The 14,874-nt window shown below is 58.2% G+C and carries 11 protein-coding genes; 2 read left to right on the forward strand and 9 right to left on the reverse strand.

Going from position 1 to position 14,874, the window contains the following annotated elements:
• Window positions 1–8: 8 nt before the first annotated feature.
• The 6 genes from odhB to sdhC all read right to left on the reverse strand — a co-directional run bounded on the left by odhB (window position 9) and on the right by sdhC (window position 7,595).
• A complete protein-coding gene (gene odhB, locus AACY19_RS21285; protein ID WP_339453599.1) occupies window positions 9–1,241 on the reverse strand; it encodes a 2-oxoglutarate dehydrogenase complex dihydrolipoyllysine-residue succinyltransferase in 1,233 nt (410 codons plus the stop codon).
• A gap of 42 nt (window positions 1,242–1,283) precedes the next feature.
• On the reverse strand, window positions 1,284–4,115 hold the full coding sequence (locus tag AACY19_RS21290; protein ID WP_339453600.1) for a 2-oxoglutarate dehydrogenase E1 component: 2,832 nt from the start codon (window positions 4,113–4,115) through the stop codon (window positions 1,284–1,286).
• 251 nt (window positions 4,116–4,366) lie between these two features.
• Window positions 4,367–5,071, reverse strand: a complete 705-nt coding sequence (locus tag AACY19_RS21295) for a succinate dehydrogenase iron-sulfur subunit (RefSeq protein WP_095050238.1) — start codon at window positions 5,069–5,071, stop codon at window positions 4,367–4,369.
• Window positions 5,072–5,082: 11 nt separating this feature from the next.
• Window positions 5,083–6,855 (reverse strand): succinate dehydrogenase flavoprotein subunit, encoded by a 1,773-nt coding sequence (sdhA, locus tag AACY19_RS21300; RefSeq protein ID WP_339453601.1) that lies wholly within the window; start codon window positions 6,853–6,855, stop codon window positions 5,083–5,085.
• Window positions 6,856–6,858: 3 nt separating this feature from the next.
• Complete coding sequence (gene sdhD / locus AACY19_RS21305; RefSeq protein ID WP_007919900.1) at window positions 6,859–7,227, reverse strand: succinate dehydrogenase, hydrophobic membrane anchor protein; 369 nt, start codon at window positions 7,225–7,227, stop codon at window positions 6,859–6,861.
• Window positions 7,221–7,595: a succinate dehydrogenase, cytochrome b556 subunit gene (gene sdhC / locus AACY19_RS21310; protein ID WP_034156251.1), complete on the reverse strand. Its 375-nt coding sequence runs from the start codon at window positions 7,593–7,595 to the stop codon at window positions 7,221–7,223. The genes sdhD and sdhC overlap by 7 nt, the downstream gene beginning before the upstream one ends.
• A gap of 362 nt (window positions 7,596–7,957) precedes the next feature.
• Between sdhC and gltA the strand changes: the two genes are divergently transcribed.
• Window positions 7,958–9,247, forward strand: a complete 1,290-nt coding sequence (gene gltA / locus AACY19_RS21315; RefSeq protein WP_003222994.1) for a citrate synthase — start codon at window positions 7,958–7,960, stop codon at window positions 9,245–9,247.
• Between the two features lie 596 nt (window positions 9,248–9,843).
• On the opposite strand, the gene AACY19_RS21320 is transcribed toward gltA, so the two are convergent.
• From AACY19_RS21320 to AACY19_RS21330, 3 genes are all read right to left on the reverse strand, one after another.
• The gene (locus AACY19_RS21320) at window positions 9,844–11,502 is read right to left on the reverse strand and encodes a cation acetate symporter (RefSeq protein ID WP_339453602.1); all 1,659 of its coding nucleotides are present in this window, start codon (window positions 11,500–11,502) and stop codon (window positions 9,844–9,846) included.
• Window positions 11,499–11,810, reverse strand: coding sequence for a DUF485 domain-containing protein (locus AACY19_RS21325; protein WP_339453603.1), 312 nt, complete (start codon window positions 11,808–11,810; stop codon window positions 11,499–11,501). The genes AACY19_RS21320 and AACY19_RS21325 overlap by 4 nt, the downstream gene beginning before the upstream one ends.
• A gap of 240 nt (window positions 11,811–12,050) precedes the next feature.
• Window positions 12,051–12,902 (reverse strand): glycine betaine ABC transporter substrate-binding protein, encoded by an 852-nt coding sequence (locus tag AACY19_RS21330; RefSeq protein ID WP_339453604.1) that lies wholly within the window; start codon window positions 12,900–12,902, stop codon window positions 12,051–12,053.
• 287 nt (window positions 12,903–13,189) lie between these two features.
• On the opposite strand from AACY19_RS21330, the gene AACY19_RS21335 reads away from it, so the two are divergent.
• Complete coding sequence (locus tag AACY19_RS21335; RefSeq protein WP_339453605.1) at window positions 13,190–14,785, forward strand: glycoside hydrolase family 17 protein; 1,596 nt, start codon at window positions 13,190–13,192, stop codon at window positions 14,783–14,785.
• Window positions 14,786–14,874 lie beyond the last annotated feature (89 nt).

The raw sequence follows: 14,874 nt of genomic DNA on the forward strand, positions 1-14,874 counted from the left end.
GCTGTTTTTTAGATATCCAGCAACAGACGAGCCGGATCTTCCAGCAGGTTCTTGATGGTCACCAGGAAGGTCACAGCTTCTTTGCCATCGATCAGACGGTGATCGTAGGACAGTGCCAGGTACATCATCGGACGGATAACGACCTGACCGTTGACGGCCATAGGACGCTGGATAATGTTGTGCATGCCCAGAATCGCTGCCTGCGGCGGGTTGACGATCGGGGTCGACATCATCGAACCGAAGGTACCACCGTTGGTGATGGTGAAGGTACCACCGGTCATCTCGTCCATCGACAGTTTGCCGTCACGAGCTTTTTTGCCGAATGTTGCGATGCCGCCTTCGATTTCAGCCAGGCTCATCAGTTCGGCGTTACGCAGAACCGGAACAACCAGGCCACGGTCGCTGGAAACGGCAACGCCGATGTCCGCGTAACCGTGGTAAACGATGTCGCCGCCGTCGATCGACGCGTTGACCGCCGGGAAGCGTTTCAGCGCTTCGGTAGCAGCTTTCACGAAGAACGACATGAAGCCCAGGCGCACGCCGTTGTGGGACTTCTCGAACAGGTCTTTGTACTTCGAACGCAGCGCCATCACTTCAGTCATGTCGACTTCGTTGAAGGTGGTCAGCATCGCCATGTTCGACTGAGCTTCAACCAGACGCTTGGCCACGGTGGCACGAACGCGGGTCATCGGTACGCGCTTCTCGATGCGGTCGCCAGCGGCGAACACAGGAGCGGCAGCCGAAGGAGCAGCAGCCTTGGCAGGCGCGGCAGCCGGAGCGGCTTTCTTGGCAGCAACAGCAGCAACCACGTCTTCCTTGGTCACGCGACCGCCTTTGCCGGTGCCGGCAACGGAAGCGATGTTGATGCCGTTTTCTTCAGCCAGCTTGCGCGCGGCTGGAGCAGCAACAGGATCGTCTTCGCCTTCGGCGGCAGCTGGTGCAGCTGGTGCAGCGGCTGCGGCGGCCGGAGCAGCGGCGGCGGCTGGAGCGGCGGCAGCAGCACCACCTTCCTGGATGGAGCCCAGCACTTCGTCGGACAGGACGGTTTCGCCCTCGCCCTTGACGATTGCGCCCAGCACGCCATCGGCGGTAGCCAGAACTTCCAGTACGACCTTGTCAGTTTCGATGTCGACGATCAGTTCGTCGCGCTTGACGGCGTCGCCCGGTTGCTTGTGCCAGGTGGCAACGGTGCCATCGGCAACCGATTCCGGGAAAGTGGGGGCTTTGATCTCGATAGCCATTATCTGTAGTTCCTTAAATTCGGTTTCAGGTGCGCGAAGGCATTAAACGGTAAACGCGTCTTGCAGCAGTTTTTCCTGCTGCTCGGCGTGCATCGAAGCGTAACCACAAGCTGGGGCAGCAGAAGCCTCGCGGCCCGCGTACTCGAGTACGAGAGACTTGTCGAGGTTACCGATGCTGCGACGCAAGTGATGCTGGCTGCAGTACCACGCGCCCTGGTTCATCGGCTCTTCCTGACACCAAACGGCATGCTTGGCGTTGGTATAAGGAGCCAGGACTTCTTTCAAGTCGTCCTCAGGGAATGGATACAGCTGCTCGATACGCACGATGGCGATATCTTCGCGGCCTTCGGCACGGCGTTTTTCCAGCAGGTCGTAGTAGACCTTGCCGCTACACAGAACAATGCGCTCGACCTTTTTCGGGTCCAGGGCATCGATTTCCGGGATCACGGTCTGGAACGAACCTTCGGCCAGATCTTCCAGGGTCGAGATGGCCAGCTTGTGGCGCAGCAGCGACTTCGGCGTCAGCACTACCAGAGGTTTGCGCAGCGGGCGAATCACCTGACGACGCAGCAAGTGGTAGATCTGCGCAGGGGTGGTCGGCATGCACACCTGAATGTTGTGCTCGGCGCACAGCTGCAGGTAACGCTCAAGACGTGCCGAGCTGTGCTCAGGGCCCTGACCTTCATAACCGTGTGGCAGCAACATGGTCAGACCGCAGAGACGGCCCCACTTGTGCTCGCCGCTGGTGATGAACTGGTCGATAACAACCTGTGCACCGTTGGCGAAGTCACCGAACTGGGCTTCCCAGATCACCAGCGCGTTTGGCGTGGTGGTCGAGTAACCGTATTCGAATGCCAGTACCGCCTCTTCCGACAGGAACGAGTCATACAGGTCAAAGCGTGGCTGACCGTCGTACAAGTGCGCCAGAGGAATGTAGGTACCCGCGTCTTTCTGGTTGTGCAGCACAGCGTGACGGTGCGAGAACGTACCGCGGCCGATGTCCTGACCGGTCATGCGGATCGGGTGACCTTCGAACGCCAGGGTCGCGTATGCCATTGTCTCGGCATAACCCCAGTTGATCGGCAGGCCGCCGGCTTGCATCTTCTGACGGTCTTCGTAGATCTTCGCGACCTGACGCTGAACCACGAAGCCTTCCGGAATTTCCAGCAGCTTGGCGGACAGTTCCTGCAGGGTCTTCAGATCAAAGCGAGTGTCGTGACGTGCAGTCCAGGCATGGCCCAGATACGGACGCCAGTCCACGAACAACTCTTTGTTCGGTTCCTTGACCAGCGATTTCACTACGTGCAGGCCGTTGTCCAGCGCGTTGCGATATTCATCGACTTTCGCCTGAACACGCTCTGCGTCGAGCACACCGGCCTGGGTCAGACGCTCAGCGTACAGCTCACGAGTGGTGCGCTGCTTGGTGATCTGCTGATACATCAGAGGCTGGGTGCCGCTTGGTTCGTCGGCTTCGTTGTGGCCGCGACGACGGTAGCAGACCAGGTCGATCACCACGTCACGCTTGAACTGCATGCGGTAGTCGATGGCCAACTGGGTCACGAACAACACGGCTTCCGGATCATCACCATTCACATGGAGGATCGGTGCCTGGATCATCTTGGCAACGTCGGTGGCGTACTCGGTGGAACGCGAGTCCAGCGGGTTGCTGATGGTGAAACCAACCTGGTTGTTGATCACGATGTGCACGGTACCGCCGGTCTTGAAACCGCGGGTCTGCGACATCTGGAAGGTTTCCATGACCACGCCCTGACCTGCGAAAGCAGCGTCACCGTGGATGGAGATCGGCAGAACCTTCTCGCCAGTGGCGTCGTTACGACGATCCTGACGGGCGCGAACCGAACCTTCGACCACCGGCGAAACGATTTCCAGGTGGGACGGGTTGAACGCCATGGCCAGGTGAACTTCACCGCCGGTGGTCATCACGTTGGACGAGAAGCCCTGGTGGTATTTAACGTCACCGGAACCCAACTCAACCTTCTTCTTGCCTTCGAACTCGTCGAACAGCTCGCGCGGGTTCTTGCCGAAGGTGTTGACCAGTACGTTCAGACGGCCACGGTGGGCCATGCCGATGACGACTTCCTTGGTGCCGTAGGAACCGGAACGCTGGATCAGTTCGTCGAGCATCGGAATCAGGCTTTCGCCGCCTTCCAGACCGAAACGCTTGGTGCCCGGGTATTTGGTGCCCAGGTATTTTTCCAGGCCTTCACCGGCAGTCACGCGCTCAAGCAGGTGGCTCTTGATGTCGGCGGAGTACGTCGGACGACCACGCACGCTTTCCAGACGCTGCTGGAACCACTGGCGCTGCTCGGAATCGGTGATGTGCGTAAATTCAGCGCCGATGGTGCGGCAATATGTCTGCTGCAACGCTTCGTGAATTTCGCGTAGGCTCGCTTCCTCTTTGCCGATGAACAGGTCGCCGGCACGGAAGGTCGTATCAAGATCGGCATTGGTCAAGCCGTAATGATTGATCGACAGGTCTGCAGGTGCAGGACGCTGCCACAGCCCCAGCGGGTCAAGCTGGGCTGCCTGGTGGCCACGCATACGGTAGGCCTGAATCAATCGCAGCACTTCAACTTGCTTCTTCTCGTGCTCACTGCTCACGCTGCCGGCGGAAACCGGTTGGGCGCGGCGCTGGTTCTTTGCCAGCAGCACGAAATGATCGCGAATTGTGGAGTGCGAAACATCAGTGGCAGAGTTGCCGTCGGCAGGCAACTTCTGAAAGTAGGTGCGCCACTCTTCTGGCACAGCGTTAGGGTCGTGCAGGTAGAGCTCATAAAGCTCTTCCACATAGGCAGCGTTTCCACCTGAAAGGTAGGCGCTGTTCCACATGCGCTGCATCACGCTTTCTTGCATGCTTGGTCACCCTCGGTTAGGGGAACACCATCGGTGTCGACACCGAGCAAACTTGCAGAAGTCCGAATGCAGCGACTAAAACAAGCCACTTAGGATCACACTGATAGTCCGGGTACCAGCCCGGATGCCCCTGCTTGTCTCATTTCTTCAAAATAAGAGCTGCAGCTTGTGGCTACTGCTCTGGTTATAGCCATGACGCGGGTTGAAGCCCGCGCCACAGCCTCTACGGTACAGCGGTTACAGCAGCTGAATCACACGCCGCTCGAAAGCAGCATGTTACGGATGTGACCGATGGCCTTAGTCGGGTTCAGGCCTTTCGGACATACGTTGACGCAGTTCATGATGCCCCGGCAGCGGAATACGCTGAACGGGTCATCGAGCGAAGCCAGACGCTCGTTGGTCTTGGTGTCACGGCTATCTGCCAGGAAGCGGTAGGCTTGCAGCAGAGCAGCCGGACCCAGGAACTTGTCCGGGTTCCACCAGAAGGACGGGCAAGAGGTCGAGCAGCAAGCGCACAGGATGCACTCGTACAGACCGTCGAGCTTTTCACGCTCTTCAGGGGACTGCAGACGCTCGATGGCCGGAGCCGGCGTGTCGTTCTGCAGGTATGGCTTCACCTTCTCGTATTGCTTGTAGAAGATGCTCATATCGACGACCAGGTCACGGATCACCGGCAAACCTGGCAGAGGACGAACGATCAACTTGTTACCTTTCACAACGGCGGACAGCGGCGTGATGCACGCCAGACCGTTCTTGCCGTTGATGTTCATGCCATCGGAGCCGCAGACGCCTTCACGGCAAGAGCGACGATAGGAGAAACCCTCGTCCTGCTCTTTGATCAGGGCCAGCACGTCCAGCACCATCAGGTCTTTACCACCGGTATCGACCTGGAATTCCTGCATGAACGGCGCAGCGTCCTGATCAGGGTTGTAGCGATAAACACTGACATTCAACATGGCGGTCACCCTTAATAAGTCCGGACTTTAGGTTCGAAAGTCGGAACAGTCTTCGGCGAGAAGTTCACGGCACGCTTGGTGACGCGCTTGTCACCCGGGAAGTACAGGGTGTGGCACAGCCAGTTTTCGTCGTCACGGTCTTCAAAGTCTTCACGGGCGTGAGCGCCGCGGGACTCTTTACGTACTTCGGCCGCGATGGCGGTAGCTTCAGCCACTTCCAGCAGGTTTTGCAGTTCCAGCGCTTCGATACGTGCAGTGTTGAACGCCTGCGACTTATCGTTGATCTTCACGTTGGCGATACGCTTGCGCAGATCGGCCAGCTGAGCGATACCTTTCTGCATGTATTCGCCAGTACGGAATACACCGAAGTAGTTCTGCATGCAGCTCTGCAGCTCGCGACGCAGGGTAGCCACGTCTTCGCCATCGGTACGGCTGTTCAGCGCGTTCAAGCGCGCCAGGGCCGCTTCGATGTCAGCTTCGGTAGCGTCGTCGTATTCGATGCCGTCGGTCAGCGCTTTTTCCAGGTGCAGGCCGGCAGCGCGGCCGAATACCACCAGGTCGAGCAGCGAGTTGCCGCCCAGACGGTTGGCACCGTGCACCGATACGCAAGCCACTTCACCTACCGCGAACAGACCAGGAATGATCTGATCCACGCCGTCGGCGTCCTGAGTGATCGCCTGACCATGAATGTTGGTGGCAACACCGCCCATCATATAGTGGCAAGTCGGAACAACCGGAACCGGCGCAACAACCGGGTCAACGTGAGCGAACGTCTTCGACAGTTCGCAGATGCCTGGCAGACGGCTGTGCAGCACTTCCTCGCCCAAGTGGTCGAGTTTGAGCATTACGTGGTCGCCATTCGGACCACAACCGTTGCCGGCGATGATTTCCTTGACCATCGAGCGAGCAACCACGTCACGACCGGCAAGGTCTTTGGCGTTCGGAGCATAACGCTCCATGAAACGCTCGCCGTGCTTGTTGATCAGGTAACCACCTTCACCACGGCAACCTTCTGTAACCAGTACACCGGCGCCGGCGATGCCGGTCGGGTGGAACTGCCACATTTCGATGTCCTGCACCGGCACGCCTGCACGCAGAGCCATGCCGACGCCGTCACCGGTGTTGATCAGGGCGTTGGTGGTGGAAGCGTAGATACGACCTGCACCGCCGGTAGCCAGTACGGTGGCCTTGGCGCGGATGTAGGTGGTTTCGCCGGTTTCGATGCAGATAGCGATCACACCGACAAATTCGCCTTCCTGGTTTTTCACCAGGTCGACAGCGTAGTACTCGTTCAGGAACGTGGTACCGGCTTTCAGGTTGCCCTGATAAAGAGTGTGCAGCAGGGCGTGACCGGTACGGTCGGAAGCGGCGCAAGTACGTGCAGCCTGGCCACCTTTACCGTAGTCCTTGGACTGACCACCGAATGGACGCTGGTAGATACGGCCTTGCTCGGTACGCGAGAACGGCAGACCCATGTGGTCCAGCTCGAACACGGCAGCCGGGCCTTCCTGACACATGTATTCGATAGCGTCCTGGTCACCGATGTAGTCGGAACCCTTGACGGTATCGTACATGTGCCAGCGCCAGTCATCGTTCGGGTCAGCCGACGCGATGGCGCAAGTAATGCCGCCCTGGGCGGACACAGTGTGCGAACGGGTCGGGAAAACCTTGGTGATCACGGCAGTCTTGTGACCGCCCTGCGCCAGTTGCAGCGCAGCGCGCATGCCGGCACCGCCACCACCAATAATGATGGCGTCGAAAGAAATCGTTGGAATGTTAGCCATGAATCAGATACCCCAGAGAATCTGCACACCCCAGACGAAGTAAGCGAACATCGCGATGCCGCAAACTGCCTGGAAAAGGAAACGTACTGCGGTCGCGGACTTGCCCAGCGCCATTGGCGTCAGGTAGTCGGTCGCGATGGTCCACATGCCGACCCAGGCGTGAGCGCCAAGGGCAACGAGGGCCAGCAGACTGAAGATACGCATCCCGTTGTGAGCGAACAGGCCGTGCCACTGGTCGTAGCCGATGCCCGGATTCGCTGCGAGGTATCCGATCAGGAAGATGAAATAAGCCGCGAGAACAACCGCAGACACACGTTGCGCCATCCAGTCATAGAGGCCCGAACGCGAAAGGTTCGTAACGCTGGTTACCATATCCAAACTCCTGCCAGAACGATCAGCACCACGGAAACGGCGATGATAATTTTCGAGCCCAGGCGGCCGCCTTCCAGCGTCTCACCGATGCCCATATCCATGATCAAGTGGCGCACACCGGCTACCAGGTGATACAGCAGAGCGGACAGGAGGCCCCATGCTACGAACTTGGCCAGCGGGCTGGTCAAGCATGCCTTCACTTCGGCAAAACCTTCCTCGGAACCCAGAGACTTGCCCAATGCATAAAGCATGAAGCCGATACCCAGGAAGAGGATGATGCCGGAAACACGGTGAAGAAACGACGTAACGCCGGTGATGGGGAGTTTGATGGTCCTTAGGTCTAGGTTTACAGGTCGTTGGCTTTTCACGGCTTTTTTTTCACACTGAAGAGCCCCTAACAATCAGGGCAAAGTTGTTGGGGAGTGCACTGGTCAGGTAACCACCACCCAGGGATGCGACCCCCAATAAAGCAGGCCCAAAAGCCCTTGGCGGTCGGTGGCCGAGTATAGACAGTTAGGCTACTAATGACAACGCAATCACCTACCCCAAATAGCTGATTGCACAAGTCGTATAAAAGGCGTAAATGGCAGTCAATTTCGAGGAAAAAGTGCGCTTAAAGCCTTCTGGAGCAAGACTTTAGGCAAATTGACATTCGAATTTATCTCACTATAGTGGTGCGGGCCCTGCGTGGGGGGTCTGTCTGATGGTTCAAGCATAAATAGGAGGCCACATGGCTGACAAAAAAGCGCAGTTGATCATCGAGGGCGCAGCCCCCGTCGAGCTGCCCATTTTAACCGGCACCGTTGGTCCCGATGTAATCGATGTTCGGGGCCTGACGGCCACGGGCCGCTTCACTTTCGACCCGGGTTTCATGTCGACCGCCTCGTGCGAGTCGAAGATCACCTATATCGACGGCGACAACGGCATTCTGTTGCACCGCGGCTACCCGATCGAACAGCTGGCTGAAAAGTCGGACTACCTGGAAACCTGCTACCTGCTGCTCAACGGCGAACTGCCGACAGCAGAACAGAAGGCCCAGTTCGTCAGCACCGTGAAAAACCACACCATGGTTCACGAGCAGCTGAAAACCTTCTTCAACGGCTTCCGTCGTGACGCCCACCCAATGGCCGTCATGTGCGGTGTAGTCGGCGCCCTCTCGGCCTTCTACCACGACTCCCTCGACATCAATAACCCGCAGCATCGCGAAATCTCCGCGATCCGTCTGGTTGCGAAGATGCCGACCCTGGCAGCGATGGTTTACAAGTACTCCATGGGCCAGCCCATGATGTACCCGCGCAATGACCTGACATACGCGGAAAACTTCCTGCACATGATGTTCAACACCCCGTGCGAGATCAAACCGATCAGCCCGGTACTCGCCAAGGCCATGGACCGGATCTTCATCCTCCACGCCGACCACGAACAGAACGCCTCGACTTCCACCGTGCGTCTGGCGGGCTCTTCGGGTGCCAACCCATTCGCCTGTATCGCCGCCGGTATCGCCGCACTGTGGGGCCCTGCTCACGGTGGTGCGAACGAAGCCGTTCTGACCATGCTTGATGAAATTGGCGATGTTTCGAACATCGACAAGTTCATCGCCAAGGCCAAGGACAAGAACGATCCGTTCAAGCTGATGGGCTTCGGTCACCGCGTTTACAAGAACCGCGATCCTCGCGCGACTGTAATGAAGCAGACCTGCGACGAAGTGCTGAAGGAACTGGGCATCAACAACGATCCGCAACTCGAACTGGCCATGCGCCTGGAAGAGATCGCGCTGACCGACCCGTACTTCATCGAACGCTCGCTGTATCCGAACGTCGACTTCTACTCGGGGATTATCCTCAAGGCGATCGGCATTCCGACCAGCATGTTCACCGTGATCTTCGCGCTGGCACGTACTGTTGGCTGGATTTCCCACTGGAAAGAAATGCTCTCCAGCCCGTACAAGATTGGCCGTCCGCGCCAGCTGTACACCGGCTACGAGTCGCGTGACATTACCAAGCTGGAAGACCGCAAATAAGACCTGTCTTGCGATAAGTTCTTAAGTTGTATCGAGAACGGCCTCTATTTATATAGGGGCCGTTTTTGTTTGTCCGGGATTTGGGGGCATACCCGTTGCTGCGGTTATGGCCGCCTAAGGTCGCGCCCTTACGGTGGGTCACTTTTTCCAAACGCCCGGAATGCCGGCCCAGAAAAAAGTAACCAAAAAGGCTTCCCCCGGCGTTCGGCCTGCCGATGGGGCAAAAGATCAAAAGCCAAAGCAAAATCAAAAGCCAGATCAAGAGCCCCTCACCCTAGCCCTCTTCCGGAGGGAGAGTGAACTGATCGAGGTGTTTGGGGGAGGTACGCCGATATGCGATACCGTGTTGAACTCAGATTCTGAAAGACTCACAAATCGGCTCCCTCTCCTTAGGGAGAGGGCTGGGGTGAGGGGCAAATCCACCACAAATTTAGGCACTTGTAAAAAAGTGGGTCGTCGTAAGGGCGAAACCTTAAGCAGCCGTTACCGCAGCAACGGATATACACCCAATCCCCCCAGTCCGATAACCGCCCACAAAAAATGCCCCGATCTCTCAACCGGGGCATTCAGCACAACATTACAAAACCATCAACCCATCAATGCGAAACCGCCCCACTCGCCCCCAACCCGGTCTGCGAACGCACAAACTGCGGGAAGAACAGCGCCCGCTCGTTATCCGCCGCCGCCGACTTGTCAGTAATCGAGAAGAACCAGATCCCGACAAAGGCAATGATCATCGAAAACAGCGCCGGGTACTCGTAAGGGAAGATCGCCTTCTCGTGATGCAGGATCTGCACCCAGATGGTCGGGCCAAGAATCATCAGGCCAACCGCACTCACCAGACCCAGCCAGCCGCCAATCATCGCGCCACGGGTGGTCAGCTTCTTCCAGTACATCGAAAGCAGCAGCACCGGGAAGTTGCAGCTCGCCGCGATCGAGAATGCCAGGCCGACCATGAACGCGATGTTCTGGCTTTCGAACAGAATACCCAGACCAATCGCCAGCACCGCCAAGGCAATGGTGGTGATCTTCGAAACGCGAATCTCGTCCTTCTCGTTGGCCTTGCCCTTCTTGATCACACTGGCATACAGGTCGTGAGAAACCGCCGAAGCACCGGCCAGTGTCAGGCCTGCCACAACCGCCAGAATGGTCGCGAACGCCACCGCCGAGATAAAGCCGAGGAAGATACTACCGCCGACCGCGTTGGCCAGGTGCACCGCCGCCATGTTGTTGCCGCCCAACAGCGCGCCAGCAGCATCTTTAAAGGCCGGGTTAGTGCTGACCAGCAGGATCGCGCCGAAGCCGATGATGAAGGTCAGAATGTAGAAGTAACCAATGAAGCCCGTTGCGTAGAGCACGCTCTTGCGCGCTTCTTTCGCGTCACTCACGGTGAAGAAGCGCATCAGAATGTGCGGCAGGCCAGCGGTGCCGAACATCAACGCCAGACCCAGCGAGAATGCCGAGATCGGGTCCTTGACCAGACCGCCCGGACTCATGATCGCTTCGCCTTTGGCGTGAACCTTGATCGCCTCGGAGAACAGCGTGTTGAAGTCGAAGCCAACGTGCTTCATCACCATCAGCGCCATGAACGAGGCGCCGGACAGCAACAGCACTGCCTTGATGATCTGCACCCAGGTGGTCGCCAGCATGCCGCCGAACAGCACGTACATGCACATCAGCACACCGACCAGAATCACCGCAACGTGGTAATCGAGGCCGAACAACAGCTGGATCAGCTTGCCGGCACCGACCATTTGCGCGATCAGGTAGAACGCCACCACCACCAGCGAACCGCAGGCGGACAATGTGCGAATCTGGGTTTGCCCGAGGCGGTAGGACGCCACGTCGGCAAAGGTGTATTTACCCAGATTACGCAGACGCTCGGCGATCAGGAACAGAATGATCGGCCAGCCGACCAGGAAGCCGATCGAGTAGATCAGGCCATCGTAGCCGGAGGTGAATACCAGCGCGGAAATGCCCAGAAAAGACGCCGCCGACATGTAGTCGCCGGCAATCGCCAGACCGTTCTGGAAACCGGTGATCTTGCCGCCCGCCGCATAGTAGTCGGCAGCCGAGTTGTTTTTCTTCGAAGCCCAGTAGGTGATGTACAAGGTCGCGCCAACGAACGCGACGAACATCAGAATCGCAGGGATGTTCAGTGGCTGTCTGGTCACTTCCCCGGTCAATGCGTCAGCCGCCCAGGCACCTGGCGCGAAAGCCGCAACACTCAATAAAGCCAACAGGCGCCGGATCATTGCTGAGCCTCCTTGAGAATCGCATTGTTCAGGTCGTCAAATTCGCCATTGGCGCGGCGCACGTAGATGCCGGTCAGGACGAAGGCCGAGACAATCAGACCGACACCGATCGGAATACCCCAGGTAATCGAAGATTCAGGACTGATTTTCGCACCGAGCACATGCGGCCCATATGCAATCAGCAAGATGAATGCGGAGTAAAGCCCGAGCATGATTGCCGAGAGAATCCAGGCGAATCGTTCCCTTTTCGAGACCAGCTCCTTGAAGCGCGGGCTGTTTTGAATCGAGAGGTAAATGCTGTCGTTCATTGTTTTTATCCTCGCAGCACAGATTATTGTTGGAACATAGCTAATGTATGCGGCTGCGAGCGCGGTAACAGACGACCTTAGTAGTAGAACGACATGACGTATTCGCCATTTTTCAGCACAGCCAAAACAACTGTGAGAGCGAGCCTGCTCGCGAAGGCGTCAGCTCAGTCGATATCGGTATCAACTGACAGATCGCATTCGCGAGCAAGCCCGCTCCCACAGGGTCAGGCGGTGAAGCGTTTATTTGGTCCAGTCAGCCACGCGATCCGGGTGTTTGGCGACCCAATCTTTCGCTGCGGCTTCAGGCTTGGCACCGTCCTGAATCGCCAGCATGACTTCGCCGATTTCGTCTTTCGAGGCCCACTGGAAGTTCTTCAGGAACCTGGCCACTTCCGGCGCCTTGGCTTCCAGCTCCTTGCTGCCGATGCTGTTCACGGTTTCAGCCGCGCCGTAAACGCCTTTCGGGTCGTCGAGGAAGCGCAGCTTCCACTTGGCGAACATCCAGTGCGGCACCCAACCGGTCACGGCGATGGATTCGTTTTTCTTCTCGGCACGGGTCAGCTCGGCGATCATGCCGGCGCCAGAACTGGCCTTGAGGCTGTATTTATCGAGGCCGTAATCCTTGATGGCCTGATCGGTTTTGAGCATCACGCCTGAACCGGCGTCGATACCGACGATGCGGTTTTTGAAGGTGTCGTCGGTTTTCAGGTCTTCGATGGATTTGGCTTTGACGTATTCAGGCACGATCAGGCCGATTTTTGCGTCCTTGAAGTTCGGGCCATAATCGACGACCAGATCCTTGTTCTTCGTCCAGTATTCGCCGTGGGTCACGGGCAGCCAGGCCGAGAGCATGGCGTCGAGTTTACCGGTGGCGACGCCTTGCCACATGATCCCGGTGGCGACGGCTTGCAGCTTCACGTCGTAGCCGAGTTTCTGCTTGATCACTTCGGCCGCCACGTGGGTGGTCGCGACGCTGTCGGACCAGCCGTCAACGTAACCGATGTTCAGGGTCTGTTTTTCTGCGCTGGCAAACGTGGAGCTCATCGCCAGCACCAGAGCGGCACTCGCGCCTAAAAGTCGTCGCATCTTCATCGTTACTTCCCCGAAATGCTGCGTCCGACGGATGCCGGACATCGTCAACGTATTGTTATGGTGCACAGCGCCTCCATCACGCCTCACCGCAAACTCGTTCGAACATCAGTGGAGTGCTGACGCTTTCGATCATCAACCTCACGATCACAACGACCTGCTCTGTCAGCGACCTCAAGACAACGAGAAACGACATCAGAAAGCCATTAACCCTCTTCGGATAATTGGCGCCAGACAATCCGCCCGAACTTTGCATGTCAAAATCATGCGCGCCACCAACCCCTCTATAAATGCAGGTAACATGCGTCGCTTTGCAGCCACTCGGCCTGACCATGTCCGCGACTTCCCGTTTTCCTTTTCTGCCTTACGCCTTCGCTTGCCTGCTCGGTCTCTTTGCCCTTTGCGGCTTCTGGTACGGCCTCGGCAAACCGGTGATCCTGCCGGACGCCGCGACCCCGACGCACAAGCTGCAATGCGCCTCCTACACCCCGTTTGACAAGGACCAGTCGCCGTTCGACGTGCCGTTCAAACTGCGCCCGGAGCGCATGGATGCCGACCTCGCCCTGCTCGCAACGCGTTTCGAATGCATCCGCACCTATTCGATGACGGGCCTGGAAGCCTTGCCGGATCTGGCGCGCAAACATGGTCTGAAATTGATGATCGGTGCCTGGGTCAACAGCAACCCGGTGGACACCGAGAAAGAAGTCGACCTGCTGATCCACTCGGCCAATGCCAACCCGGACGTGGTCAGCGCGGTGATCGTCGGCAACGAAGCCTTGCTGCGCAAGGAAGTCACCGCAGCGCAACTGGTTCGACTGATCAATAAAGTCAAAAGCCAGGTCAAGCAACCGGTCACCTACGCCGATGTCTGGGAATTCTGGCTCAAGCACCCGGAAGTCGCGCCGGCGGTGGATTTTCTGACCATTCACCTGCTGCCGTACTGGGAAGATGACCCGTCGAACATCGATGTGGCGCTGCAGCATGTCGCCGATGTGCGTCAGGTGTTCGGCAACAAGTTCGCCCCCAAGGATGTGATGATCGGTGAAACCGGCTGGCCGAGCGAAGGCCGCCAGCGCGAGACGGCGCTGCCGAGCCGGGTCAACGAAGCCAGGTTCATTCGCGGTTTTGTGACGATGGCCGAGAAGGAAGGCTGGCACTACAACCTGATCGAAGCATTCGACCAGCCCTGGAAACGTGGCAGTGAAGGTGCCGTTGGCGGGTATTGGGGGCTGTTTGATGCCGACCGTCAGGACAAGGGCGTGCTGGCCGGGCCGGTGACCAACGTGCCGTTCTGGAAAGAATGGCTGGCGGTGGGTAGTTTGATTTTCCTCGGCACGCTGTTCCTCGGCGGCCGGGTGCGCAATACGCGTTCGGCACTGGTCCTGCCGCTGCTGGCGGCCCTCGCCGCCTGCTCGATTGCCGCCTGGGGTGATCTGGCCCGGGTGACCACGCGATTCGCCGGCGAATGGCTGTGGGTCGGACTGCTGACGGCGCTGAATCTGTTGGTGCTGGCTCACGCTGCCTTGACGCTGAGTGCACGCAGTGGCTGGCGTGAGCGGGCATTCAATCTGTTGGAGCGCCGCGCGGGCTGGCTGGTTGCGTCGGCAGGTTTTGCGGCGGCGGTGATGGTGCTGGAGATGGTGTTCGATCCGCGTTATCGCAGCTTTGCCAGCATGGCATTCGTGCTGCCGGCGCTGGTGTATCTGTGCCGGCCGGTCAGCGTGCCGCGTCGGGAGATTGCCCTGCTGACCTTTATAGTCGGTGCAGGGATTGCGCCGCAGTTGTATCAGGAAGGGTTGCAGAATCAGCAGGCTTGGGGTTGGGCACTGGTGAGCGGGTTGATGGCCGCTGCGATGTGGCGCTGCCTGCGTGTTCGCAAGGGCTGATAGTCAGCGAGGCATCAGGCCTCTTCGCGAGCAGGCTCGCTCCCACAGGGGATTGCGTTCCAAGGTGGGAGCGGGCTTGCTCGCGAAGA

Origin of the sequence: Pseudomonas sp. EA_5y_Pfl2_R50 (genome assembly GCF_963970475.1) — a bacterium.
GTDB lineage: Bacteria > Pseudomonadota > Gammaproteobacteria > Pseudomonadales > Pseudomonadaceae > Aquipseudomonas.

Bases quoted from the DNA above. Each gene is read 5' to 3' on its own strand.
- odhB (WP_339453599.1), bottom strand. From the start codon at position 1,241: ATGGCTATCGAGATCAAAGCCCCCACTTTCCCGGAATCGGTTGCCGAT.
- sdhD (WP_007919900.1), bottom strand. From the start codon at position 7,227: ATGGTAACCAGCGTTACGAACCTTTCGCGTTCGGGCCTCTATGACTGG.
- AACY19_RS21295 (WP_095050238.1), bottom strand. From the start codon at position 5,071: ATGTTGAATGTCAGTGTTTATCGCTACAACCCTGATCAGGACGCTGCG.
- AACY19_RS21320 (WP_339453602.1), bottom strand. From the start codon at position 11,502: ATGATCCGGCGCCTGTTGGCTTTATTGAGTGTTGCGGCTTTCGCGCCA.
- AACY19_RS21330 (WP_339453604.1), bottom strand. From the start codon at position 12,902: ATGAAGATGCGACGACTTTTAGGCGCGAGTGCCGCTCTGGTGCTGGCG.
- AACY19_RS21290 (WP_339453600.1), bottom strand. From the start codon at position 4,115: ATGCAAGAAAGCGTGATGCAGCGCATGTGGAACAGCGCCTACCTTTCA.
- AACY19_RS21325 (WP_339453603.1), bottom strand. From the start codon at position 11,810: ATGAACGACAGCATTTACCTCTCGATTCAAAACAGCCCGCGCTTCAAG.
- gltA (WP_003222994.1), top strand. From the start codon at position 7,958: ATGGCTGACAAAAAAGCGCAGTTGATCATCGAGGGCGCAGCCCCCGTC.
- sdhA (WP_339453601.1), bottom strand. From the start codon at position 6,855: ATGGCTAACATTCCAACGATTTCTTTCGACGCCATCATTATTGGTGGT.
- AACY19_RS21335 (WP_339453605.1), top strand. From the start codon at position 13,190: ATGCAGGTAACATGCGTCGCTTTGCAGCCACTCGGCCTGACCATGTCC.